Source organism: Microbispora amethystogenes, from assembly GCF_016863015.1.
Classification (GTDB): Bacteria; Actinomycetota; Actinomycetes; order Streptosporangiales; family Streptosporangiaceae; genus Microbispora; species Microbispora amethystogenes.
Map to the genome: position 1 here is coordinate 64,526 of NZ_BOOB01000007.1, position 22,509 is coordinate 87,034.

Below are 22,509 nucleotides of genomic sequence, written 5' to 3' on the forward strand. Positions count from 1 at the left end.
AATCCCCTTTTGAATCAGACCTCGTCGACGGTCATCGCGCCCTCGTGGGGACGCCGGGACAGGTCGATGCCAAGCTCTTCTGCCGCGCGGAAGACATCCTCGTCGGTGTCCCGCATCTCGATCGACATGCCGTCGCTCGAAAGGACCTCGACGTTCAGGCAGAGCGACTGCATCTCCTTGATGAGGACCTTGAAGGACTCGGGAATGCCCGCCTCGGGGATGTTCTCGCCCTTGACGATGGCCTCGTAGACCTTCACCCGGCCCAGGACGTCGTCGGACTTGATGGTCAGCAGCTCCTGCAGGGCGTACGCCGCGCCGTAGGCCTCGAGGGCCCACACCTCCATCTCGCCGAAGCGCTGGCCGCCGAACTGCGCCTTACCACCCAGCGGCTGCTGAGTGATCATCGAGTACGGACCGGTCGAGCGAGCGTGGATCTTGTCGTCGACCAGGTGCAGCAGCTTGAGGATGTAGATGTAGCCGACCGAGATCGGGTGCGGGAACGGCTCGCCGGAGCGGCCGTCGAAGAGCCGGGCCTTGCCGTTCTCCCCCACCATGCGGGAGCCGTCCCGGTTGAGCAGGGTGCTGTCGAGCAGGCCGACGATCTCCTGCTCGTGGGCACCGTCGAACACCGGCGTGGCGACCTTGGTCCAGGGCTCGACCCTGTCCATGTCCTTCTCGCGCAGGCGCTCGGCCCAGGCCTCCTCGATGCCGCTGACGTCCCATCCGCGGGCGGCGATCCACCCGAGGTGGGTCTCCAGCACCTGGCCGACGTTCATCCGGCCGGGCACGCCCAGCGGGTTGAGCACGATGTCGACCGGAGTGCCGTCCTCCAGGAACGGCATGTCCTCCACCGGAAGGATCTTGGAGATGACACCCTTGTTGCCGTGGCGGCCGGCGAGCTTGTCGCCGTCCGTGATCTTGCGCTTCTGCGCCACGTACACGCGGACCAGCTCGTTCACACCCGGAGGAAGCTCGTCGCCCTCCTCGCGGCTGAACACCCGGACGCCGATGACCTTGCCGGACTCGCCGTGCGGCACCTTCAGGGAGGTGTCGCGGACCTCACGCGCCTTCTCACCGAAGATCGCGCGCAGCAGGCGCTCCTCGGGGGTCAGCTCCGTCTCACCCTTGGGGGTGACCTTGCCGACGAGGATGTCGCCGGTCACCACCTCGGCGCCGATGCGGATGATGCCCCGCTCGTCGAGGTCGGCCAGCGCGTCCTCGGAGGCGTTCGGGATGTCCCGCGTGATCTCCTCGGGGCCCAGCTTGGTGTCGCGGGCGTCGACCTCGTGCTCCTCGATGTGGATCGAGGAGAGCACGTCGTCCTGCACCAGGCGCTGGGACAGGATGATCGCGTCCTCGTAGTTGTGACCCTCCCACGGCATGAACGCCACGAGCAGGTTCTTGCCGAGCGCCATCTCGCCGTTGTCGGTGCACGGACCGTCGGCGATGACCTGACCCTGCTCGACCCGGTCGCCCTCGGCCACGATCGGCTTCTGGTTGAAGCAGGTGCCCTGGTTCGACCGCTTGAACTTCGCGACCCGGTACGTCGTACGCGTGCCGTCGTCGTTCATCACGGTGACGTAGTCGGCGGAGACCTCCTCGACGACACCGGCCTTCTCGGCGCTGATGACGTCGCCGGCGTCGGTGGCGGCGCGGTACTCCATGCCGGTGCCGACCAGCGGGGCCTCGCTCTTCAGCAGGGGCACCGACTGGCGCTGCATGTTCGAGCCCATGAGCGCGCGGTTGGCGTCGTCGTGCTCGAGGAACGGGATCATGGCGGTCGCGACCGACACCATCTGGCGCGGCGAGACGTCCATGTAGTCCACCTCGGACGGGTGGACGGCCTCGAACTCGCCGCCCTTGCGCCGGGCGAGCACCCGGGACTCGGCGAAGCTGCCGTCGGCGTTCAGGACCGTGTTGGCCTGGGCGACGACGTGCCGGTCCTCCTCGTCGGCGGTCAGGTAGTCGATGTCGTAGGTGACCCGGCCGTCCACCACGCGGCGGTACGGCGTCTCGACGAAGCCGAACGAGTTGACCCGCCCGAAGGACGACAGCGAGCCGATCAGACCGATGTTCGGGCCTTCCGGCGTCTCGATCGGGCACATGCGGCCGTAGTGCGAGGGGTGCACGTCGCGGACCTCGAAGCCCGCCCGCTCACGGGACAGACCACCGGGACCCAGGGCCGACAGACGCCGCTTGTGCGTCAGGCCGGCCAGCGGGTTGGTCTGGTCCATGAACTGCGACAGCTGGGAGGTGCCGAAGAACTCCTTGATCGACGCCACGACCGGGCGGATGTTGATCAGGGTCTGCGGCGTGATCGCCTCGACGTCCTGGGTGGTCATGCGCTCGCGGACGACGCGCTCCATGCGGGCCAGGCCCAGCCGGACCTGGTTCTGGATGAGCTCGCCCACCGTGCGCAGACGGCGGTTGCCGAAGTGGTCGATGTCGTCGGTCTCGACGACGACCGAGCCGTTCTCGCCCATCGACTCCTCACCGGCGTGCAGCCGGACGAGGTACTCGATGGTGGCGACGATGTCCTCGTCGGTCAGCGTGCCCTGGGTGATGTCGGAGCCGACGCCCAGCTTCTTGTTGATCTTGTAGCGGCCGACCTTGGCGAGGTCGTAGCGCTTGTGGTTGAAGTACAGGTTCTCCAGCAGCGCCTGCGCCGACTCCTTGGTCGGGGGCTCGCCCGGCCGCAGCTTCCGGTAGATGTCGAGCAGCGCGTCGTCCTGGCCGGACGTGTGGTCCTTCTCCAGGGTGGCCCGCATCGACTCGTACTGGCCGAAACGCTCGAGGATCTGGTCGCTGGTCCAGCCGAGCGCCTTCAGCAGCACGGTGACCGGCTGCTTGCGCTTGCGGTCGATGCGCACGCCGACGCTGTCGCGCTTGTCGATCTCGAACTCGAGCCACGCGCCGCGCGACGGGATCACCCGGCAGCCGAACAGGTCCTTGTCGGAGGTCTTGTCGACAGAGCGGTCGAAGTAGACACCCGGCGACCGGACGAGCTGCGAGACCACCACGCGCTCGGTGCCGTTGATGATGAAGGTGCCCTTCGAGGTCATGAGCGGGAAGTCGCCCATGAACACCGTCTGGCTCTTGATCTCACCTGTGGTGTTATTGATGAACTCCGCCGTGACGAACATCGGGGCGGAGTAGGTCATGTCCTTGTCTTTGCACTCATCTACGGAGTACTTGGGCGGCTCGAACCTGTGATCCCGGAACGACAGGGACATGGTTCCGGAGAAGTCCTCGATGGGACTGATCTCCTCGAAGATCTCTTCGAGACCTGATTGGGCCGGAATGTCCTTGCGCCCGGCCTGGCGAGCCACCTCGACCCGGCCCTTCCATCTCTCGTTTCCGAGCAACCAGTCGAACGACTCGGTCTGCAGGGCGAGAAGGTCGGGTACTTCGAGCGGCTCCTCGATTCGTGCGAACGACACGGTACGGGGACCGGCGGGTACGGCGGAGGCGTTGCGCGAGGCTGCCAACAGATGTCCTTCCGAGGGCTCGCGGACTGACTACACGCACGCCAGACGACCAAGATCAGAGGTTACTCAGAGAAGCGGTCGTCAAAGGGCAGCGCAAAGGGGCAGTGTAGCCGATCGGCATACACCTGTCCACTCGCTCTCGCTCTGCGCTCCACGTTGCTGGCAGCATCACCCGTCCGCGCCGAAACGTCAAGCCCGAGAGCCGACATTTCGCCTAACCGACAGGGGTCACGCTGGGTTTTCCCGCCCTCGGGACCTTAGCGAACGCCGGGGATCCAGTCCCTACCCGGGACCGGAGACGGGTAACGCTCAGTCACGCGAACGGCCCAACGCTGACCGTGGGTCTACGCTGCCGTGCCCTTGAATACCCATCGGCAAGCATGGTTCAAACGCGGTCTTTGCTAACAATTTAGCCACGCGCTCACGGGGCGGGCGTGTCCCCCAGGAGGGTCGACAGCCGGGAGGCCCGCCAGCCGTCGCCCTGCGTCACCATCACCAGACGTGCCCTGCCCTGGCTGACCTGCTGTTTGGGCTCTTCTTCGCCCCCGCCCGACCGTGTCGTGACCATGTTCACGAACAGCAGCACGCGGACCTCCTCGGGCGTCGCCGACTCCACGCCCGCGGCCGCCACGACGGTCTGCTGGACCGTCCGCCGCTCCCGCGCCTCCGGGCCCAGCGTCGCCGCGAGCGTGCGGTAGTGCTCGGCCAGCTCCCCGGTCGCGTGGGCGCCCGCCCGCGCCATGTCCCGGTCGATCGTACGGTAGTCGTACGACAGCATGTCGGGCGCGTACGACCGGGCGGCCGCGAGAGCCTCGCGGGAGGCCGTGTCGGCGGCCTGGAGACGGCGCACGTCGAGCAGCAGCCACACGGCGGCGACGGCCAGCCCCACGGCGGCGAGCGCCGGCAGCGCCCGCAGCAGCCGCCTCACTGCACCAGCTCCGCCCCGGAGACCAGCCACAGGCCCGACGCCTTGGTCACGTCCATCCGCCACCGGAAGAAGCGCTCCTCGGGCGCGGCCTTCCTGCCGTCCTCCCAGTGGATCACCGCGTCGGCCACGACCAGAACCTGCGCCGTACGCCGGTCTCCGGCGATGGAGGCGAGCGCGGAGGCCCGCAGGACACCCGTCTGAACGGCCTTGTTCTTCAGCGTGGCGGACCTCAGGGCCGCCTGGTTCGCGGCGTAGCGCGCCTTCTCCGGGCCGGTGGAGGTGGCCAGCGCGCGTTTGATGTCGTCGTCGATGCGGTGGTGGTCGATCGTCATGAGGCTCACGGCGTGCGCCATGGCGGCCCGGACGGCCATCTGCCGGTCCTGTGCGGCCGCCTCGGCCTCCGTACGGGCTCCGGCGAGGCGCTGGACCACCAGGGCCAGCGCGACCGCGACGAGGACGAGCCCGACGGTCAGCGCGCGCCGCATCCCCGCCCACCTCCCCGAGCACCCGACCGTCTCGGCCTGATCACGTCGCGCCGGATCCTACGCCCCGACCATAGATCAACGGGCCCGCCCTGCCCATAGGGTCTCGATTCCGTACGGGCCCGGGCACGCGAAAGGGGCGGTCCCATCCGGCACCTGGATGGACCCGCCCCTTCGGTGAAGCGTGGAGACTACTTGACCGTGACGGTCGCGCCGGCGCCCTCGAGGGCGGCCTTCGCCTTCTCGGCCTGCTCCTTGTTGACCTTGCCGTCGAAGACGGGCTTCGGAGCGCCGTCCACGAGGTCCTTGGCCTCCTTGAGGCCCAGGCTCGTCAGGGCCCGGATCTCCTTGATGACCTGGATCTTCTTGTCGCCGGCGGCCTCGAGGACGACGTCGAACTCGTCCTGCTCCTCGGCCTCCTCGGCGGCGGCGGCGCCACCGGCGGCCGGGGCGGCGGCGACGGCGACCGGCGCGGCGGCCTTGACGTCGAAGGTCTCCTCGAAGACCTTCACGAAGTCGGACAGCTCAAGGAGAGTCATCTCCTTGAAGGTCTCGAGCAGCTCGTCGGTGCTGAGCTTCGCCATGATGGTGTTCCTCCAGTGGATCTAGCAGAAAACGTGTAAGGGGACCGCGGTGCGCGTTTCCCCCGCCCGCTGCGCGGACCTACTCGCCGGCCTCTTCGCGCTTGGCGCGCAGAGCCTCGGCCAGTCGAGCCATGGTGGTGGGCAGCGCGGCGAAGGTGGCGGCAGCCTGGGACTGCTTGGCCTTCAGCGCACCGGCCAGCTTCGCGAGGAGCACCTCACGGGACTCGAGGTCGGCAAGCTTGGTGATCTCGTCGGGGGTCATCGACTTGCCGTCGACGACGCCGCCCTTGATCACCAGGAGGGGGTTGGCCTTGGCGAAGTCACGCAGCCCCTTGGCCGCCTCCACCACGTCGCCCTTGACGAACGCGATGGCGGTCGGGCCCTGGAACAGGTCGTCCAGAGCGGTGATCCCGGCGTTGTTGGCCGCGATCTTGGTCAGCGTGTTCTTCGCCACGGCGAACTTCGCATTCCCACCGAGAGAAACACGCAGCTGCTTGAGCTGCGCGACGGTGAGACCGCGGTATTCGGTCAGAACGGCGGCGCTGGATCCCTCGAACTCATTCTTGAGCTCGGCGATCGCGACGCTCTTCTCCGACTTCGCCATGGGCCTCCTTCCAGATGTGCCGCCGGCGGAAGGCCCTCGGAAAACAGACAAGCCCCGGCGCAGGCGCACGGGGCTTGGGCAGACGTCACACGTCTTCAAGCGTCTCCACACCTACGCGGGCCGTCCACTCACGTGGATCCTTCAGTCATCGGGCTGCACGCCCGGCGACGACCGGCGGTCTTCGGCAGGAGACAGACTACGTTGTCAACCGTCAGGACGGCAAATCGGCGGTGGCGCGCTGCGGCAGCTCGCCCACCTGGTCGGCCGCCGGCGCCTTGATGGAGACCGGCTCGTTGAACGACTTGAACATCGCCGTGGCCTTGAAGGTGCCCGCGTCCGGCTTGCCGCCGTTCAGCTCGACCTTCCGCGGCAGGCCCTGGGCGTCGATCCACGCGTCGAACTTGACGTCCTTGGCGCCGGCCAGCTCACCGCGCAGCTGCGAGCGCTGGTCGTCGGACAGCTGCTTGACCGCCTCGTCCACCGGGAACGTGCCCGAGTAGTGGGTCGTGTCCACCCCGCCGACCTGCTCGCTGCCCACCGACTTGACGTCCTTGGACGCCGTGAGCAGGGCGGTGCTGGTCTTCAGGTCGAACTGCCGGGCCTGGGCGAGGTACTGGTCGACGTCCACGCCCGCCTGCGAGCCGAGCTGCTTCAGGTCGAGCCTGATGTACGGCTTGGTCGCGCCCAGCAGGTTCTTGAGCATGTCGACCTTCACGTACGCCACTTCGCCGTCGACGATGACGCGCACGCCGCCGGGCAGGTTCTGGCCGTTGAACGACACCTGGCTCAGGTTGATGTCCGTGGCGACCTGCGGGCTCTTCTGGTAGAGCATCGTGCCCTGCACGAGCCCCGCCTGGGCGCCCTTGGCGTCGGTGACGTTCACCACGAGATCCGCGGCGTAGGTGTTGACGTCGTCGGCCTTCTGCGCGCTCTGCTGCAGGACCTCGGACGCCGAGAGCGTGACGTTCTCGAGAGACGGAGTCGCGGTCGTCCCGCAGCCCGCGACCGTGATCGCGGCAACCGCCCCCGCGGCCACTAGTAGTCGTCGCATTTTTCCATCCCTTTCTGGGTTCCCCCTTTACCTGCCCTTGACCCTATTCGCCTAACGCCCTATGTGCGCCGCCCCTGTCGCAACCCTCATGACATGTGCACGAAACCTGCACATAGACAGACAGACAGAAGCCCCCGCCCGATGTCCCGGGCGGGGGCTTCTGTCAGGCTCGGCGGCCTGTCCGGCCGTCGTGGAACGGTCAGGCGTCGATCTCGGCGGTCATCGCCCGCGTCACGTTCGGGTCGACCGGGATGCCGGGGCCCATGGACGTGGTGAAGGTGACCTTCTTGAGGTAGCGGCCCTTGGCGGCCGACGGCTTGAGACGAAGCACCTCGTCCAGCGCGGCGGCGTAGTTCTCCACCAGCTGGCGGTCGTCGAAGGACGCCTTGCCGATGATGAAGTGCAGGTTCGCGTGCCGGTCGACCCGGAACTCGATCTTGCCGCCCTTGATGTCGGTCACGGCCTTGGCCACGGCCGGCGTCACGGTGCCGGTCTTGGGGTTCGGCATGAGGCCACGGGGGCCGAGCACGCGGCCCAGGCGGCCGACCTTGCCCATCATGTCCGGCGTCGCGACGACCGCGTCGAAGTCCAGACGGCCCTTCGACACCTCGTCGATCAGCTCGTCGGAGCCGACGATGTCGGCGCCCGCCGCGCGGGCCTCCTCGGCACGGTCACCGGTCGCGAAGACCAGGACCCGGGCGGTCTTGCCGGTGCCGTGCGGGAGGTTGACGGTGCCGCGGACCATCTGGTCGGCCTTGCGCGGGTCGACGCCCAGCCGCAGGGCCACCTCGACGGTGGCGTCGAACTTCGTGGTCGCGGTCTTCTTGGCCAGCCGCACGCCCTCGAGGGGGGCGTACAGGGCCGCGCGGTCGACCTCGGCCGCCGCGTTCTTCCAGCTCTTGCTGCGCTTCACTTCGTACTCCTAAGGAGATCGTGGTCCGGGCCGCGCCTCGGCCCTCCCACAGCGTTCGAATTCGCCGGTGAGAGTCAGTCGGCGATGGTGATGCCCATGGAGCGGGCGGTGCCGGCGATGATCTTCTCGGCGGCCTCGACGTCGTTGGCGTTGAGGTCCTGCATCTTGGTCTCGGCGATCTGGCGAAGCTGCTCGCGCGTCAGCTTGCCCACCTTGTCCTTGTGCGGGTTCGCGCTGCCCTTCTGCAGACCGGCGGCCTTCTTGATCAGCTCAGGCGCCGGCGGCGTCTTCGTGATGAAGGTGAAGCTGCGGTCTTCGAAGATGGTGATCTCGACGGGGATGATGTTGCCCCGCTGGGCCTCCGTCGCAGCGTTGTACTGCTTGACGAAGTCCATGATGTTGACGCCGTGCGGACCGAGCGCGGTACCGACCGGCGGCGCGGGGGTGGCCTGGCCAGCGGGAAGCTGGACCTTCACCAGGGCCGCGACTTTCTTCTTTGGAGGCATTAGTCCTTCTCCGGGTCCTTGGTCCTACAAAAGCCTCACGGCACGCCGGAACACGGCGTGCGTGAGGACGGCTATCGAGTCTACGCGAGCCGGTCAGATCTTCGAGACCTGGTTGAACGACAGCTCAACCGGGGTCTCCCGGCCGAAGATCGAGACGAGGACCTTGAGCTTCTGCGACTCGGCACTGATCTCGCTCACCGTGGCCGGCAGCGTGGCGAACGGCCCGTCCATGACGGTGACCGACTCGCCGACCTCGAAGTCGACGGTCGCGGTGGCCGTCTTGGCCGCGGCCTTCTTGACTTCCTCGGACGGCTCCGGGGCGAGCAGCTTGGCGACCTCGTCGAGGTTCAGCGGGCTCGGCTTGTTCGACAGCCCGACGAAGCCGGTCACACCGGGCGTGTTGCGCACGGCGGCCCAGGACTCGTCGGACAGCTCCATCCGGACCAGCACGTAGCCGGGGAGCACCCGCTCCTTGATCGGAGTCTTCTTGCCACCCTTGAACTCGGTGATCGTGTGGGTCGGCACCTCGACCTGGAAGATGAAGTCCTCCATGTTGAGGGACCCGATACGGCTCTCGATGTTCTGCTTCACGCGGTTCTCGTAACCGGCGTAGGAGTGGATGACGTACCACTCGCCGAACTGACCGCGAAGCTGACGCTTGAACTCCTCGACCGGGTCGACATCGGGGAGGACGTCGCCGTCCTCGTCGACCTGCGCGGCGTCGACCTCTTCGGCGGCCTCGGCCGAGTCTTCGCCGCCGTCACCGCCGTCAGAGTCGGCGGCCGTGGTCTCCTCGACCTCTTCTACGGCCTCGTCCTGCTCGGTGCCCCACTCGTCATGCTCGTCATGGGAGCGGTCGGCCGGCATCGGGGACTCGGACACGGGACTCTTCCTTCTTCGCTTGGTGTCGTGGACGTGCTAAGACGTCTCGGGCCGGATCAGGATCCGCCGAAGACCCACAGCACAGCCTTACCCAGCACGGTGTCGATCCCGAAAACGAGCGCAACCATAATCACGACGAAGACCAGGACGACCACCGTGTACGAGATCAGCTCAGTGCGCCTCGGCCAGATGACCTTACGCAGCTCGGCGACGACCTGCCGGTAGAACAGAGCGGGCGAGGTACGCCTTGCCTTCTTCTCGCCGGTTGGCTTACCGGGCTTTCCAGCGGTCTCGCCGCGGGTGTCGATCGCCACAGTCCTCACCTGATCCGTCGTGTCCGTCGCAGCTTGCGGCGCGCTTTCACGCCATTGTTGCGCGGACCGCACTCCGCAGGGCACGAGGGACTCGAACCCCCAACCGCCGGTTTTGGAGACCGGTGCGCTACCAATTGCGCTAGTGCCCTAGGCCGTGCACCACGATACCCGAGAAACGCGTTGACGCATCCGTCCGTCTCTCACGTGGCCCACTAGTCGGTGAAGTGTACGCGGGAATCACCACTGCGTCGAACCGGAACGCTCGCCCGCCGTCCGGAGACGGTCCGGCGCCGCTCCGGCCCGGGCTCAAAGTTACCGTGCGGACGCGTCCGCGGGCCGGATATGGATGCGAAACCGCGCGGCGCGTCTGGAACGATGGAGGCATGACCCGACCTCGCATCTCCGCACGTATTTCCGCGATCTCCGAGTCCGCGACTCTGGCCGTGGACGCCAAGGCCAAGGCGATGAAGGCGGCCGGTCGGCCGGTCATCGGCTTCGGCGCCGGCGAGCCCGACTTCCCGACGCCCGGCTACATCGTCGAGGCGGCCGTCGAGGCGTGCCGGAACCCCCGGTTCCACAAGTACACGCCCGCCGGAGGCCTGCCCGAGCTCAGGCAGGCGATCGCCGACAAGACGCTGCGCGACAGCGGGTTCCGGGTCGAGGCCGCCCAGGTCCTGGTGACCAACGGCGGCAAGCAGGCGGTCTACGAGGCGTTCGCCACGCTGCTCGACCCCGGTGACGAGGTGCTGGTCGTGGCGCCGTACTGGACGACGTACCCGGAGGCGATCAAGCTCGCGGGCGGCGTCCAGGTCGACGTCGTCACCGACGAGACGACCGGTTACCTCGCCTCGGTCGAGCAGCTGGAGGAGAAGCTGACCGACCGCACGAAGGTGCTGCTGTTCGTGTCGCCGTCCAACCCGACGGGGGCCGTCTACTCCCCCGCCCAGGTCGAGGAGATCGGCCGCTGGGCGCTGGACAAGGGCCTGTGGGTCGTCACCGACGAGATCTACGAGCACCTGGTCTACGGCGAGGCGGAGTTCTCCAGCATCGCCACCGCCGTGCCCGAGCTGCGGGACCGGGTCGTCGTGCTGAACGGCGTGGCCAAGACGTACGCGATGACCGGCTGGCGGGTGGGCTGGCTGATCGGCCCGTCCGACGTGGTCAAGGCGGCCACCAACCTGCAGTCCCACGCCACCTCGAACGTCTCCAACGTCGCGCAGGCCGCCGCCCTCGCCGCGGTCTCCGGCGACCTGTCCGCCGTCGCCGAGATGCGCACGGCCTTCGACCGGCGCCGCCAGACCATGGTCCGGATGCTCAACGAGATCCCCGGCGTGGTCTGCCCCGAGCCGTTCGGCGCGTTCTACGCGTACCCGTCGGTGAAGGCGCTGCTCGGCAAGGAGATCCGCGGCAGGCGCCCGGCGTCGTCGGCCGAGCTGGCCGAGCTCATCCTGGAGGAGGCCGAGGTCGCGCTGGTGCCCGGTGAGGCCTTCGGCACCCCGGGCTACTTCCGCCTCTCCTACTCCCTGGGCGACGACGACCTGGCCGAGGGTGTCAGCCGGGTTGCCAAGCTCCTGTCCGAGGCGCACTAGGACCTCGCCCACCTGGGCTCACCCGGCACGAAGGCCCGGCCCCCGCCACGCGGGACCGGGCCTTCGCCATGCCGGCGATCAGGTGAACGACGGCTTGCAAACCGCCGTGGACGCGTTCAGGACCAGAGGACGCAGATGGGCGCCGCGACGATCTTGTCGTCCATTTCGATCACGCGCGGACCGGTGTGCAGCACGACACCGGCGACGAAGCGATCGCCCAGTTCGTCCCGCAACCACCGCAGGTGCTTCGCGTCGTCGTGGCGAGGGGTGGCGGTGGCCTTGACCTCGACCCCGATCACTCGTCCCATGCCGAGCTCCAGAATGATGTCGACCTCGTGCCGTCCCTGGTCCTGCCGCAAGTGGTAGATGCGGGGCCGGCTGTCGCACACCGGTGCCTCCGCGCGTAGCTGCTGAACCACGAAGGTGTCGAGCAACCGGCCGAGCAGATCGCCGTCGCGGAGGACCGCTCGTTCGTCCACCCGCAGCAGGGCCGCGACCAGGGCAGGGTCGACGAGATAGCGCTTGGACCCGCGGTAGCAGGACCGGCTCCGGGAGCCGGCCCAGGGCCGCATCCGGATCGGCGAGAAAGGCGGCGTTCTCCCTGTCCCGGTCAAGCCGCACCACGGTCTCGACGTGCCGGATGGCCGTGGTGATCTTGCCCGTGGCTCGTGGGCCGACCAGCATGATCGCGGGTAGCGTCTGGAAGAGGCGTCGATAATCGGATCCACCATGCTCGGGATGTAGGAATCACGGCGCACGCAGGCACATTACCGATTTGACCCAGCCGGCAGTACCAATCTCCCCCAGCTGCCAGTACAACTTTGACCCACGTCGCGATGCGACATCGACCCAACGGGGTGCGGGTGACGCCTCCGGCTTGGGGGCCGGAGGCGGGGTGGGGTGTCAGCGGTCGAGGGCGACTCCGGCGGCGATCTTCCGCAGTTCCCGGTCGGCCGCGCCCCGGCCGAGCTTCGCCTCGTAGTCGGGGCTCATCATCACCTCGATCCCAACGCCGGAGGCGAGCGTCCAGGTGATCGTGCGGGTGCCCCCGTCCGTGATCCGGTCGCCTCCCTCCGACAGGCTGACCAGGTACGCCCTCTTGCCGTCGACGTCGACCGGCCTGGCGCCCTGCCCGGCGTAGCCTCTCAGCCGCTTCGCGAGCAGGCTCGCCGCCTCCTTCCGGTAGACGATCAGCTGGATGCTGTACACGCCGGGCTCCTGCCCCGGCTCCACCCAGCTCGTGGTGTAGCTCTCGGTGCCGAACCCGTCCTTGCCTGACCACTTGCCCCATTCGAGGTCCTTGGGCAGGTAACCGACGTGGACGCCGCCGAGCGTCCGGCCGTCCCCGAGGTCGCCGAGGTCCTGCGGCGTCCACGAGGTCTGCGCGTCCGGCGCGGTGTCGGACGTCGAGACGACCGTCGTCGCGATCGTGATCATGACCGCCGCCCCGGCGGGCGCTGCCGTCCCGGCGGCCGGCATCTGCGCGATGACCGTCCCCTCCGGGGCGTCGCCGGTGACGACCTTCACGATCCGCACCGTGTATCCGGCCTCGTCCAGGAGGGTCATGACGTCCCCGGCGCTCTTGCCGACCACGTCGGGGACGACGCCCTCGGGTACGGCGATCGTGTCACCGGAGCCGGTCTCGGACGGGGTCGCCGTCCCCGGAGCGGCGACGCCGGCGCCGGCCCCGGTCCCCGGTCCGGCGAGGCCGCCGGCGACCGGGTCGGTGCCGGGCTGTGCGGTCATCGCCACGGGCACCCCCACCGCGACCGCCGCGGTGAGCACGGCGGCTCCCGCCGTACGAAACCGGACAGTGGCGCGGCGGCTGCGCCGCCGGACCGACTGGCCCAGGTACGGCGAGGCGTGCACGCCGGCGACCTGCGCGGCCATCGCGTCCCTCAGCGCTTCTTCGACGTTCATGCCGACGCTCCTTCCAGGTTCTCCATGCGTGCGCGCACGCGGGCGAGGCCGCGGGCGGCCTGGCTCTTGACGGTGCCGACCGAGCAGCCGAGCAGCGCGGCGGTCTCGGCCTCCGACAGGTCCTCCCAGTAGCGGAGGACCAGCACGGCCCGCATCCGGGCCGGCAGTTTCCTGAGTTCGGCGAGCAGCACCTCCCGCAGGCCGAGGTCGGGCGACTCCACCGGCGTCTCCGGCGGCTGGGCGAAGGTGATCTCCCGGATCACCTTGCGCCGCCTGGCCCTGCTGATCGCGCCGTTCACCACGACCCGCCGCGCGTACGCCTCGGGGTTGTCGTGGCGGATGCGCGGCCAGTGGCGGTAGACCTTCTCCAGCGCGCTCTGGACCATGTCCTCGGCGTCGACGGCGGAGGCGCCGCAGACGAGGATCGCGGTGCGCAGCAGGGCGGTGCTGCGCGCGGCCAGGAACTCGTCGAAGGCCGCCTCGTCTTCATCGGTCATGAGCTCCCCTTTCGCCTGTCCACAACGCGCGAGCCCGGCGGCGGGTTGAGAGCGGCATACGGCAGGATATGGAGATGGCACGCCCACTCGACATGCTCCCGAAGGCACACCTGCACCTGCACTTCACCGGTTCCATGCGGCACTCGACGCTCATCGAGCTCGCCCGGGACCAGGGCGTCCATCTGCCCGACGCGCTGGTGCAGGACTGGCCGCCGAAACTGCGGGCGACCGACGAGCGGGGCTGGTTCCGGTTCCAGCGGTTGTACGACATCGCGCGGTCGGTGCTGCGCCGCCCGGAGGACGTCTACCGGCTGCTGCGCGAGGCCGCCGAGGACGAGGCCAGGGAAGGCTCGCGCTGGCTGGAGATCCAGGTCGACCCGTCCGGGTACGCGCAGCGTTTCGGCGGGCTGACCGAGACCCTTGAGCTGATGCTCGACGCGACGGAGAAGGCGGCGCGGGCGGCGGGGATCGGGATGGCGGTGATCGTGGCCGCCAACCGCACCCGGCACATGCTCGACGCCAGGACGCTGGCCCGGCTCGCGGTGCGGTACGAGGGCCGGGGCGTGGTGGGCTTCGGGCTGTCCAACGACGAGCGGCGGGGCCGGGCCAGGGACTTCGAGCACGCCTTCCGCATCGCCAGGCGCGGGGGCCTGCTCGCCGTACCGCACGGAGGCGAACTGCTGGGGGCGGCGAGCGTCGCCGAGTGCCTCGACGAGCTGTCCGCCGACCGGATCGGGCACGGGGTGCGCGCGGCCGAGTCGCCCCGGCTGATGGAACGGCTGGCCGACCGGCAGGTCACCTGCGAGGTGTGCCCGCTGTCGAACGTCGGGCTGGGGGTCGCCGAGCGGCCGGAGGACGTGCCGCTGCGGCGGCTGTTCGAGGCGGGAGTGCCGATCGCGCTCGGCGCCGACGACCCGCTGCTGTTCGGCGCCCGGCTGCTGCCGCAGTACGAGCTCGCCAGGGAGGTGTACGGCTTCGCCGACGCGGAGATCGCCGAGCTCGCCCGGCAGTCCATCCGGTCGTCGGCCGCCCCCGAACCGGTCAGGAAGGAACTCCTGGCCGAGATCGACACCTGGCTCGCCGCTCCCGCCTGATCTCTCCCGTCCGGCCCGCGACGTCAGCGGCGCAGCAACAGCCGCAGCACGCGCATGGCCCGGGCGCGGCGGGCGGAGTCGGCGGAGAACAGGTAGACCGCCGTGAGAACGGCCGGCAGCGACAGGCCGACGACGCCTGCGACGGTCAGCTGGGACAGGATCGTCATGGGGTGGATCCCTTCGAGGAGGCGGCGTGCGCCGCGGGGACGGCCCGGCGGCCGGCGTCGTCCCGTGGACCCGCCGTACGGCCGACAGCCGGCCGCCGGTGATTCGGCGGTGATCCCAGGGTGAAAGACGCCGGAGGCCCGTTGACGGTTACGGCCGATCTTTGACGCCGCCGGACAAGGTCGTACGCCCCCTGACAGGCGCCGTACGTCTGCGTCAGTGACGTCACGCGAAACGCCGTGCGTTGTGCGGTGGTCTGGGATGCTCGTCCACGATGTCCCAGAACTCGTCATCCGCCTCCGGTGAGGAGGCGCTGGCCGCGCTGCGCGACCGGTTACAGGAGCTGTACCGGCGCCGGGGCAGGCCCAGCTATCGCGAGCTGGCCAGGCTGACCGGCCAGGCGCTCAGCCACACCACGGTCGGCATGGTGATCCACTGCCGGAGGCTGCCGCGCCTCGGCCAGCTCGAACTCGTCGTCGAGGCTCTGGGCGGCGACCCGGAGGCGTACCAGGCCCTGTGGCTGGCCGCCGACGAAGCGGACTCGGCAGCGGACTCGGCAGCGGACTCGGCGGCGGTGGGCACGCGCCCTCCGGCACGCCCCGGAGGGCCGTACCGGCCGACCGGTACCGCACTTCCTCATGGCGACGCGGTCGGCGGCGTGGCGTTCCATCCCGAGGGCCGTCTCCTGGCCACGCACACCGAGGGCAGGAACGCGACGGTGCGGCTGTGGGACGTGGCCACCGGTGATCCTCTCGGCGACCCCCTCATCACCCACAACGGCTGGGTGCACATGCTGGCCTTCCACCCGGACGGGCACCTTCTCGCCACCGTGGGCGACGAGGCGTTGCGCCTGTGGGACGGGACCACCGGCGAGTCCGTCGGCGACCCCCTGACCATCCACTCCACAGGCCACCACACCGTGGCCTTCCACCCCGGCGGCCGGCTGATCGCCGTCGGCGGAGGCGACGACACCGTGCGGCTGTGGGACGTGACCACCGGCAGGCCCGCGGGCGAGGTCCGTACGGGCCACAGGCATCCGGTCTTCGCCATCCGGGCTCTGGCCTTCCACCCGGAGGGCCGGCTGCTGGCGACCGCCGGCAACGACGCGACCGTGCGGGTGTGCGATGTGGTCACCGGCGAAGCGGTCGGCGGACCTCTGGTCGGGCATCAGAGCGAGGTCACGGGGGTGGTCTTCCATCCGGACGGTCATCTGCTCGCGTCCACCGGCAACGACGCGACCGTGCGCCTGTGGGATGTGATGACGGGAGAACCGGTCTGCTCCCCGCTCATGGGGCACATCGGCTTCGTCGCCGATCCGGCTTTCCACCCCGACGGCCACCTGCTCGCCACCGCCGGCCTGGAGGACGGGAACGTGCGGCTGTGGGATGTGCCGGCTCGCCGGCCGGTCGGCGAGTTCCTCCCCCACGGCGGCTCTGTCGGCGCGCTGGCCTTCCACCCGGACGGGCACCTGCTGGCCACTGGCGGCAACGACGCGACGCTGCGGCTGTGGCAGGGCGAGTCCACGCCGGAGCCGCACCTGTCGCGCCGCCGCGCCGAGCGGCTGCGAGGCCGGCTCACGGCCGTCCGGGAGGATCGTGACCGGCTGGCGCGCGAGGTCGCCGCCTCAGCGGACGGAGGAGGCGATCCGTAGGGCCTCGTCGCGGCCGGGGCCCTCAAGGCGCAGCCCGACCAGGCCGTGCTGCCAGATGAGCGTGGGCCCGGCCACCCGCTCCTCCCGTGCCCGGCCCTGCGCCGACACGTACGACACGCCATGGTTCCGGGAGATCCACCAGCCGTCGACCGCGCTCACCTGCTCCGGCCACGGCTCTCCCAGTTCCTTGTGCCAGACCACGGTCAGCGTCCCGTCGTACTCGTCGAGCCGGATGCCCGGCCACAGCAGCGTCACGACCCGGCCGCCGTCGGCCACACGGACGTCCGCCGGCTCGCCCAGCGCGGACGGCACGACGACGGGGAACCGCACGGCCCCCCGCGCCTCGGCGAGCGTGACCCGGCGCTCTCCCGGAAGCGGGCCGGGCAGGCCCGTCGGCAGCGGCGCCACGCCGCCGACGTGGATCTCGACCCCGGCGAACCGGAGCACCGACACCACCGCGGCCCGTCCCTGCGGGGTCGCGCCGAGCAGCACCGACACCAGCACCGCCACCAGGGCGGCCGCCAGGCGCGGCGACGGCCGCCTGATCCACCACCTGGGCCGCCACCCCTGCCTCCAGCCGGGCCGGTGAGCGGGAGTGATCGGCGCGTCCGCGTTCTCCAGCCGGGCCCGGACGGCGAGCGCCACCTCGGCGGGGGGCGGCCCGGAAGCGCCCAGGCGCTCTCCGAGCGCCCGCAGCTGAGCCTCCAGCGCCTCCGTCTCCGTCGGCTCCGTCGGCTCCGTCGTCTCAGGGATGTCCGGGTCGCCGGAGCGGCCGTCGTCAGAGATGCTCACGGCCCACCTCCTCCCGCAGGCGTCGCAGGGCCCGGAACGTCCGCGACTTCACCGTGCCGAGCCGTACGCCGAGAACCTCGGCCGTCTCCGCCTCGGACAACTGCAGGAAATACCGGCACACCACCGCTTCGCGTTCCCCGGCCGGCAGACGCCGCACCGCCTCGTACAGGCGGCTCCGGCCGTCGGCGCCCACCGCCGCGCTCTCCGGGTCGTCCGGCCCGTCCGGCGTGTACGGCTCCCGCTCCAGCCGTACGGCGAGGTCGGAGCGGCGGCCACGCGACCGGGTGAGGTCGTGGGTCACGTTGGCCACGATCCGCAGGAACCACGGGCGGAACGACGCGTCCCTGCGGAAGCTCCGCAGGTGACGGAACGCCCTGACGAAGGCGTCCTGGACGACGTCCTCGGCCTCGTCGCCCGCGCCGAGCAGGCTCGCCGTACGGTGGGCGATCGCGCTGTAGCGGGTGACCAGCACCTCGTAGGCGCCGAGATCACCGGCCAGCGCGCGGGTCACAGCCTCGTCGTCGTCCATCGGGGGGAATATCGCTCGGGGGGCAGCTCGGAAAGGTGAAGACTGTGACTCCTCCGCTCCTCGAAGGGAGCGGCTTCTCGCTAAGCCGCTTCCGCAGCGTCGCGAAGGGCAAGCCCTGCCCTGAGGATGTTCTTGGCCGCGTTCACGTCGGCGTGCGCCTCGTGGCCGCACGCCTGGCATCGGAACTCGGCCTGGGTGACGCGGTTCTCCTTCGCGCAGTGCCCGCAACGCGAGCACGTGCGGGAGGTGCCGGCGGGGTTCACCGCGATCAGCTCTCGACCGGCGCTTTCAGCCTTGTGCGCGAGCACACGCAGGAACACCCCCCAACCCGCGTCCAGGATCGACCTGTTGAGGCCGGACTTCTGCGCGACGTTCCGGCCGGGCTGGGCGATCGTGCCGGAGGCCGAGCGGGTCATGTTCACGATCCGCAGGTCCTCGTGCACGATCACGTCGTAGTCGCGGACCAGTGCGAACGCGGCCTTGTGCGCGCCGTCCAACCGCTGGCGGCGCACCCTGGCGTGCAGCGCGGCGACTCTGGCAGCGGCCTTACCGCCGCGCTTGCTCCCGCGCTTTGTGCGGGCGAGCGCCTGCTGTGCCGTCGCGAGACGGCCGGCGGACGCGGCAAGGCGGCGCGGGTTGTCCAGACGCTCCCCGTCGCTGGTGGTGACCAGCGAGGCCACACCCATGTCCAGCCCGACCGCCGCGCCGGTCGCGGGAAGGGTTTCGGCGGGCACGTCATCGCACGACAGGATCACATACCAGCGGGCGCCCTCCCGCTTGACGCTGATCGTCTTGACGGTGCTGGGCACACGGCGGTGCTGGTGGACCCGGACATGCCCGATGCCCTGCAGTCGCACGTAGGTCGCGGCCGGGTGCTCGGGCTGGGAGTCCCACCGGCAGCCGTCGCCGTCCCTGGGCCACTCCACCGTGTCGAACCAGCCGCGCCCCTTGAACCGGGGAAACCCCGGGGTGCGCCCGGCCTTCACCCGAGTGAAGAACGCCGCGAACGCCTTGTCCAACCGGCGCAGGGTGGCCTGCTGGGAGGAGAACGACCACCGGCCCTGACCGTCCGGGTCGTCGGCGCGAATGTGCTTCAACTCGCCCGACTGGTCACCGTACCGAACCGTCACCCCAGCCCTGCGGTAGGCCGTACGGCGGTGCTCCAAAGCGGCGTTATACAGCTCCCGGTGGTCGTGCAGGCACGCGGCGAGTGCGGCCGCCTGCTTGGCCGTGGGACGCAGCAGGAACGTGAACGATCTGCGCACGCCCACCTCCCACATGCGGGAACAAGAACACCACGGTATCGCCTTACACCGACGAAACCTGGAAAGAAAACCGTGATGCGCAGACCCCGCAGGTCAGAGCACACTCGGGCCTTGGCGGCCCGCCCGCTCCCGATTCCCCCGTCGCCTCAAGGCGACGGCCCCCTCGGGAGAATCTGATGGGGGGACGGATGATCCGTCCACGAACTACGGGGAAAAGACCGTGAGAACCCCGAAGCGTGTCTCAGCTCACCCCCGCGGCGAAGCGGATACCGGCCGATGGGACGGGCACTACACTTTCCACGATCGTCAGCCGCTGCAAACGAGGATTCTATGTCTGGATATGACCGAGTAGTCCAGCCGGCCGCCGGTGACGAGGCTCTGGAGAACCACCTCGGCGGCGACGAGGCCAAGAACTACCGGCAGTACGAGTTCGACATGGTCGCGCCGCACGTCGGTCGGTCGCTGCTGGAGATCGGTTCGGGGCTCGGGCACTTCGCGGAGCAGTTCCTGCCGCGCCTGGACCGGCTCGTGGTGAGCGATTTCGATCCCTACTGCGTGGAGCAGTTGCGGAAGCGCTTCGCCGACCGCGACGACATATCGGTGCTGCAGTTCGGCCTGCCGACCCAGATTCCGCTGGACGAGCCGGTCGACACGGTTGTGATGATGAACGTCCTCGAGCACATCGAGGAAGACGCCGAGGCGCTGCGGTCCCTGGCCAGGGTGACCGCCCCCGGCGGCCGGATCGTCATCTGGGTGCCGGGCTACATGCAGCTTTACGGGGACTTCGACCGCAAGGTGGGACACGTCACCCGCTACACCCCGGCCACGCTCCGCAAGACGGTCACCGACGCCGGTCTCGACGTCGAGGTGCTCAAGCCGATCAACTTCCTCGGCGGCATCGCCTGGTGGGCGGCCGTGCGGCGGGGCGGCGTGGGCTATCCCGACCCCCGGCTCGTCAAGATCTACGACCGGACCGTGGTGCCGGTGACCCGGTTCATCGAGCGGTTCGTCACCCCGCCGTTCGGCCAGACCGTGTTCTGCGTCGCCCGCGTTCCGAGGTAGGTCGCCCGCGTCGCCCGCCTCCCGGAATCGCCGGCGGAATGCGACCAAGGACGTAGACCTGCACAATGGGTCCCCAATGAGTGAAACCAGGATCCTCGTCGTGGAGGACGAGCCGAACATCAGAGACATCGTGGAAGTCGCCCTGCGGTTCCACGGTTTCACAGTGACGGCCGTAGGCACCGGGGCGGCGGCGATCGACGAGGTCGGCAGGGACCAGCCCGACCTGGTCGTCCTCGACGTCATGCTGCCCGACATCGACGGCTTCGAGGTGTGCCGGCGGATCCGTGTGGACGGGGTCCATCCCCCGGTGATCTTCCTCACCGCCCGCGACGCGGTCGCCGACACCGTGCGCGGGCTGGGCCTCGGCGGGGACGACTACGTGACCAAGCCCTTCTCCGTCGAGGCGCTGGTCGCCCGGATCCGTGCGGTGCTGCGCCGTACGACCGTGCCCGCCGCGGCCGAGCGGGGCCAGGGGCCGACCCTCCGGGTGGCCGACCTGGAGCTCGACGAGGCGCGGTGGGAGGTACGCCGCGGCGGCGTGCCGGTGGACCTGTCGCCGACCGAGTTCCGCCTGCTGGCGTTCCTGATGGCCAACGCCGGGCTGGTGCTCACCAAGAGACGCCTGCTGGAGGAGGTCTGGGGCTACGGCGGGAGCTCCCAGGTGCTCGAAACGTACATCTCCTACCTGCGGCGCAAGCTCGACCCGCTCGGGCCGCCGCTGATCCACACCCAGCGCGGCATCGGGTACGCGCTGCGCCCGCCCCAGGGTTCCTGATGTCGCTGCGGACGCGGCTGCTCGCCGGACTGCTCGGCGTGAGCGCCGTCCTGCTCGTCGTGCTCTCCCTGGCCAGCGTCCTCGTCCTGCGCGGGCACCTGCGTACGCGCCTGGAGGGGCAGGTGCAGGCGGCGACCGTCACGGCGGCGCGGCGGGTGGTCGAGGACGACCCGCTGGCGCAGGCGCTGACCGGCTCCACCTACGCCGTCGCCGCCTATGACATGGCCAACGGAACGGCCCATCTGGTCAGCGGCGACGCCGACAACGCCGCGGTGGTCCCCGGGCTGGCCGAGGCGCTGGGCCGGAACCGGCTGCTGGCGTACGCCGCGCGGGGCGACACCTTCGACCTCGATCCCGGCGGGGAGAACGAGATGATCGCGGCGGCCGCGTTGTCCCGGAGCGGCCTGCGGCTGATGGTCGTCGCGGTGCCCCTGGACGCGGTCGACGACCCGGTGCGCCATCTTCTCGTCAGCGAACTGACGACCGGCGGGGTGCTGATCCTGCTGCTGGCCGCCGGCGGGCGGCTGCTGATCGCCGGTGGTCTGGCTCCCCTGGGCAAGATGGCGCGGACCGCCCACCTGGTGGCCGAGGGAGGGGATCTGTCGGCCCGCATGCCCGAGGGGCCGTCGGAGGTGGGCAGGCTCGGCGCCGCGATCAACCTCATGCTCGACCGGATCGCGGACGCCTTCCGTGACCGCCAGGCGTCGGAGGACCGGGTGCGCCGCTTCGCCACCGACGCCTCCCACGAGCTGCGCACCCCGCTCTCGACCATCTCGGGGTACGCCGAGCTGTACCGGGCGGGCGCGATCCCGTCCGAGGACCTTCCGAAGATCATGGGCAGGATCGAGGCCGAGGCCAACCGCATGGGCCGCCTCGTGGGCGAGATGCTGGAGCTCGCGCGGCTCGACCGGGGCACCGCCCTGGCGCTCGCCGAGACCGACCTGGCGGAGCTGGCCCGGGAGGTCGCGGCCGACTCGGCGGCCCTCGACCCGGCGTACCCGGTGACCGTGGACGCCCCGTCCTCGCTGGTCGCGGTGGTGGACGAGGCCAGGATCCGCCAGGTGCTGGTCAACCTGCTCGGCAACGTGCGGGCGCACACCCCCGAGGAGACCAAGGCCACCGTACGGATCCTGCGCGCCCCCGGCGCGGTGACGATCCAGGTGTCGGACACCGGCCCCGGTATGAGCCCGGAGCAGGCCGAGCGCGCCTTCGACCGGTTCCAGCGGGGAGAGGACCATTTGTCGGGCGGCGCGGGGCTCGGCCTGTCGATCGTGAAGGCCATCGTGGAGGCGCACGGCGGCCGGTGCCGGATCATCTCCTCCCCCGGCGGAGGCACGGCCGTACATATCGGGCTCCCGGCGGTGCAAAAGGCTACTGGCGGGTAGGTAACGAGCACAGCTCGCTTCACCGCCGAGGAG

Annotated in this window: 23 protein-coding genes and 1 tRNA gene; 6 read left to right on the forward strand and 18 right to left on the reverse strand. The window is 69.9% G+C overall.

What is annotated here, in order from left to right; all coding sequences use genetic code 11:
• Positions 1-14: 14 nt before the first annotated feature.
• The 11 genes from rpoB to Mam01_RS05075 all read right to left on the reverse strand — a co-directional run bounded on the left by rpoB (position 15) and on the right by Mam01_RS05075 (position 9,901).
• Complete coding sequence (gene rpoB, locus Mam01_RS05025; protein ID WP_204284274.1) at positions 15-3,488, reverse strand: DNA-directed RNA polymerase subunit beta; 3,474 nt, start codon at positions 3,486-3,488, stop codon at positions 15-17.
• A 421-nt stretch (positions 3,489-3,909) separates the two neighbouring features.
• Positions 3,910-4,416: an Rv1363c family protein gene (locus tag Mam01_RS05030; RefSeq protein WP_239101044.1), complete on the reverse strand. Its 507-nt coding sequence runs from the start codon at positions 4,414-4,416 to the stop codon at positions 3,910-3,912.
• Positions 4,413-4,901: an Rv1363c family protein gene (locus Mam01_RS05035; RefSeq protein ID WP_150930863.1), complete on the reverse strand. Its 489-nt coding sequence runs from the start codon at positions 4,899-4,901 to the stop codon at positions 4,413-4,415. The genes Mam01_RS05030 and Mam01_RS05035 overlap by 4 nt, the downstream gene beginning before the upstream one ends.
• Before the next feature lie 188 nt (positions 4,902-5,089).
• Positions 5,090-5,482 carry a 50S ribosomal protein L7/L12 gene (gene rplL, locus Mam01_RS05040; protein WP_204284275.1) on the reverse strand — a complete coding sequence of 131 codons (393 nt, stop codon included), beginning with the start codon at positions 5,480-5,482 and terminating at the stop codon, positions 5,090-5,092.
• Between the two features lie 79 nt (positions 5,483-5,561).
• On the reverse strand, positions 5,562-6,086 hold the full coding sequence (gene rplJ, locus Mam01_RS05045; protein WP_204284276.1) for a 50S ribosomal protein L10: 525 nt from the start codon (positions 6,084-6,086) through the stop codon (positions 5,562-5,564).
• Between the two features lie 211 nt (positions 6,087-6,297).
• On the reverse strand, positions 6,298-7,137 hold the full coding sequence (locus tag Mam01_RS05050) for an SCO4651 family lipoprotein (protein ID WP_204284277.1): 840 nt from the start codon (positions 7,135-7,137) through the stop codon (positions 6,298-6,300).
• 199 nt (positions 7,138-7,336) lie between these two features.
• Complete coding sequence (gene rplA / locus Mam01_RS05055) at positions 7,337-8,050, reverse strand: 50S ribosomal protein L1 (RefSeq protein ID WP_204284278.1); 714 nt, start codon at positions 8,048-8,050, stop codon at positions 7,337-7,339.
• Between the two features lie 74 nt (positions 8,051-8,124).
• A complete protein-coding gene (rplK, locus tag Mam01_RS05060) occupies positions 8,125-8,556 on the reverse strand; it encodes a 50S ribosomal protein L11 (RefSeq protein WP_139580512.1) in 432 nt (143 codons plus the stop codon).
• Between the two features lie 93 nt (positions 8,557-8,649).
• Positions 8,650-9,438 carry a transcription termination/antitermination protein NusG gene (gene nusG / locus Mam01_RS05065; protein WP_239101045.1) on the reverse strand — a complete coding sequence of 263 codons (789 nt, stop codon included), beginning with the start codon at positions 9,436-9,438 and terminating at the stop codon, positions 8,650-8,652.
• A gap of 56 nt (positions 9,439-9,494) precedes the next feature.
• Positions 9,495-9,752 carry a preprotein translocase subunit SecE gene (gene secE / locus Mam01_RS05070; RefSeq protein ID WP_111699923.1) on the reverse strand — a complete coding sequence of 86 codons (258 nt, stop codon included), beginning with the start codon at positions 9,750-9,752 and terminating at the stop codon, positions 9,495-9,497.
• A 76-nt stretch (positions 9,753-9,828) separates the two neighbouring features.
• Positions 9,829-9,901 (reverse strand) — tRNA-Trp (locus Mam01_RS05075).
• Between the two features lie 234 nt (positions 9,902-10,135).
• On the opposite strand from Mam01_RS05075, the gene Mam01_RS05080 reads away from it, so the two are divergent.
• Positions 10,136-11,341, forward strand: a complete 1,206-nt coding sequence (locus tag Mam01_RS05080) for a pyridoxal phosphate-dependent aminotransferase (protein WP_204284279.1) — start codon at positions 10,136-10,138, stop codon at positions 11,339-11,341.
• A gap of 116 nt (positions 11,342-11,457) precedes the next feature.
• On the opposite strand, the gene Mam01_RS05085 is transcribed toward Mam01_RS05080, so the two are convergent.
• The 3 genes from Mam01_RS05085 to Mam01_RS05095 form a co-directional block, all read right to left on the reverse strand.
• Positions 11,458-11,913: a DUF4143 domain-containing protein gene (locus Mam01_RS05085; RefSeq protein WP_204284280.1), complete on the reverse strand. Its 456-nt coding sequence runs from the start codon at positions 11,911-11,913 to the stop codon at positions 11,458-11,460.
• A gap of 331 nt (positions 11,914-12,244) precedes the next feature.
• Positions 12,245-13,261 carry a PASTA domain-containing protein gene (locus Mam01_RS05090; RefSeq protein ID WP_204284281.1) on the reverse strand — a complete coding sequence of 339 codons (1,017 nt, stop codon included), beginning with the start codon at positions 13,259-13,261 and terminating at the stop codon, positions 12,245-12,247.
• Entirely contained in the window at positions 13,258-13,758 is a 501-nt protein-coding gene (locus Mam01_RS05095) for a SigE family RNA polymerase sigma factor (RefSeq protein WP_204284282.1), read from the reverse strand. The genes Mam01_RS05090 and Mam01_RS05095 overlap by 4 nt, the downstream gene beginning before the upstream one ends.
• 74 nt (positions 13,759-13,832) lie before the next feature.
• Here Mam01_RS05095 and Mam01_RS05100 point away from each other — a divergent pair, with 74 nt between their 5' ends.
• A complete protein-coding gene (locus Mam01_RS05100; RefSeq protein ID WP_150930877.1) occupies positions 13,833-14,852 on the forward strand; it encodes an adenosine deaminase in 1,020 nt (339 codons plus the stop codon).
• Between the two features lie 23 nt (positions 14,853-14,875).
• Here Mam01_RS05100 and Mam01_RS05105 read toward each other — a convergent pair whose 3' ends face one another.
• Complete coding sequence (locus Mam01_RS05105; RefSeq protein ID WP_191909914.1) at positions 14,876-15,019, reverse strand: hypothetical protein; 144 nt, start codon at positions 15,017-15,019, stop codon at positions 14,876-14,878.
• Between the two features lie 272 nt (positions 15,020-15,291).
• Between Mam01_RS05105 and Mam01_RS05110 the strand changes: the two genes are divergently transcribed.
• Positions 15,292-16,668 carry a WD40 repeat domain-containing protein gene (locus Mam01_RS05110; protein WP_204284283.1) on the forward strand — a complete coding sequence of 459 codons (1,377 nt, stop codon included), beginning with the start codon at positions 15,292-15,294 and terminating at the stop codon, positions 16,666-16,668.
• Here Mam01_RS05110 and Mam01_RS05115 read toward each other — a convergent pair.
• The 3 genes from Mam01_RS05115 to Mam01_RS05125 all read right to left on the reverse strand — a co-directional run bounded on the left by Mam01_RS05115 (position 16,642) and on the right by Mam01_RS05125 (position 19,254).
• Entirely contained in the window at positions 16,642-17,460 is an 819-nt protein-coding gene (locus tag Mam01_RS05115; RefSeq protein WP_204284284.1) for a hypothetical protein, read from the reverse strand. The genes Mam01_RS05110 and Mam01_RS05115 overlap by 27 nt on opposite strands.
• Positions 17,447-17,989, reverse strand: a complete 543-nt coding sequence (locus Mam01_RS05120; RefSeq protein ID WP_204284285.1) for an RNA polymerase sigma factor — start codon at positions 17,987-17,989, stop codon at positions 17,447-17,449. The genes Mam01_RS05115 and Mam01_RS05120 overlap by 14 nt, the downstream gene beginning before the upstream one ends.
• Positions 17,990-18,069: 80 nt before the next feature.
• On the reverse strand, positions 18,070-19,254 hold the full coding sequence (locus Mam01_RS05125) for an RNA-guided endonuclease InsQ/TnpB family protein (RefSeq protein ID WP_239101046.1): 1,185 nt from the start codon (positions 19,252-19,254) through the stop codon (positions 18,070-18,072).
• 330 nt (positions 19,255-19,584) lie between these two features.
• Here Mam01_RS05125 and Mam01_RS05130 point away from each other — a divergent pair, with 330 nt between their 5' ends.
• The 3 genes from Mam01_RS05130 to Mam01_RS05140 all read left to right on the forward strand — a co-directional run bounded on the left by Mam01_RS05130 (position 19,585) and on the right by Mam01_RS05140 (position 22,476).
• Positions 19,585-20,316, forward strand: coding sequence for a class I SAM-dependent methyltransferase (locus Mam01_RS05130; protein WP_204284286.1), 732 nt, complete (start codon positions 19,585-19,587; stop codon positions 20,314-20,316).
• A gap of 76 nt (positions 20,317-20,392) precedes the next feature.
• On the forward strand, positions 20,393-21,091 hold the full coding sequence (locus tag Mam01_RS05135) for a response regulator transcription factor (RefSeq protein ID WP_111699932.1): 699 nt from the start codon (positions 20,393-20,395) through the stop codon (positions 21,089-21,091).
• Positions 21,091-22,476, forward strand: a complete 1,386-nt coding sequence (locus Mam01_RS05140) for a sensor histidine kinase (protein ID WP_204284287.1) — start codon at positions 21,091-21,093, stop codon at positions 22,474-22,476. Before Mam01_RS05135 ends, Mam01_RS05140 begins: the two co-directional genes overlap by 1 nt.
• The last annotated feature ends 33 nt before the right edge of the window (positions 22,477-22,509 follow it).

What these genes read in the sequence shown, in the direction of transcription:
- Mam01_RS05110 (WP_204284283.1), top strand. Translation starts at nt 15,292, where the DNA reads ATGTCCCAGAACTCGTCATCCGCCTCCGGTGAGGAGGCGCTGGCCGCG.
- rplJ (WP_204284276.1), bottom strand. Translation starts at nt 6,086, where the DNA reads ATGGCGAAGTCGGAGAAGAGCGTCGCGATCGCCGAGCTCAAGAATGAG.
- Mam01_RS05080 (WP_204284279.1), top strand. Translation starts at nt 10,136, where the DNA reads ATGACCCGACCTCGCATCTCCGCACGTATTTCCGCGATCTCCGAGTCC.
- Mam01_RS05035 (WP_150930863.1), bottom strand. Translation starts at nt 4,901, where the DNA reads ATGCGGCGCGCGCTGACCGTCGGGCTCGTCCTCGTCGCGGTCGCGCTG.
- Mam01_RS05095 (WP_204284282.1), bottom strand. Translation starts at nt 13,758, where the DNA reads ATGACCGATGAAGACGAGGCGGCCTTCGACGAGTTCCTGGCCGCGCGC.
- Mam01_RS05105 (WP_191909914.1), bottom strand. Translation starts at nt 15,019, where the DNA reads ATGACGATCCTGTCCCAGCTGACCGTCGCAGGCGTCGTCGGCCTGTCG.
- Mam01_RS05130 (WP_204284286.1), top strand. Translation starts at nt 19,585, where the DNA reads ATGTCTGGATATGACCGAGTAGTCCAGCCGGCCGCCGGTGACGAGGCT.
- Mam01_RS05050 (WP_204284277.1), bottom strand. Translation starts at nt 7,137, where the DNA reads ATGCGACGACTACTAGTGGCCGCGGGGGCGGTTGCCGCGATCACGGTC.
- rplL (WP_204284275.1), bottom strand. Translation starts at nt 5,482, where the DNA reads ATGGCGAAGCTCAGCACCGACGAGCTGCTCGAGACCTTCAAGGAGATG.
- Mam01_RS05100 (WP_150930877.1), top strand. Translation starts at nt 13,833, where the DNA reads ATGGCACGCCCACTCGACATGCTCCCGAAGGCACACCTGCACCTGCAC.
- Mam01_RS05120 (WP_204284285.1), bottom strand. Translation starts at nt 17,989, where the DNA reads ATGGACGACGACGAGGCTGTGACCCGCGCGCTGGCCGGTGATCTCGGC.
- Mam01_RS05090 (WP_204284281.1), bottom strand. Translation starts at nt 13,261, where the DNA reads ATGAACGTCGAAGAAGCGCTGAGGGACGCGATGGCCGCGCAGGTCGCC.
- Mam01_RS05085 (WP_204284280.1), bottom strand. Translation starts at nt 11,913, where the DNA reads ATGCGGCCCTGGGCCGGCTCCCGGAGCCGGTCCTGCTACCGCGGGTCC.
- rplK (WP_139580512.1), bottom strand. Translation starts at nt 8,556, where the DNA reads ATGCCTCCAAAGAAGAAAGTCGCGGCCCTGGTGAAGGTCCAGCTTCCC.
- Mam01_RS05140 (WP_204284287.1), top strand. Translation starts at nt 21,091, where the DNA reads ATGTCGCTGCGGACGCGGCTGCTCGCCGGACTGCTCGGCGTGAGCGCC.
- Mam01_RS05135 (WP_111699932.1), top strand. Translation starts at nt 20,393, where the DNA reads ATGAGTGAAACCAGGATCCTCGTCGTGGAGGACGAGCCGAACATCAGA.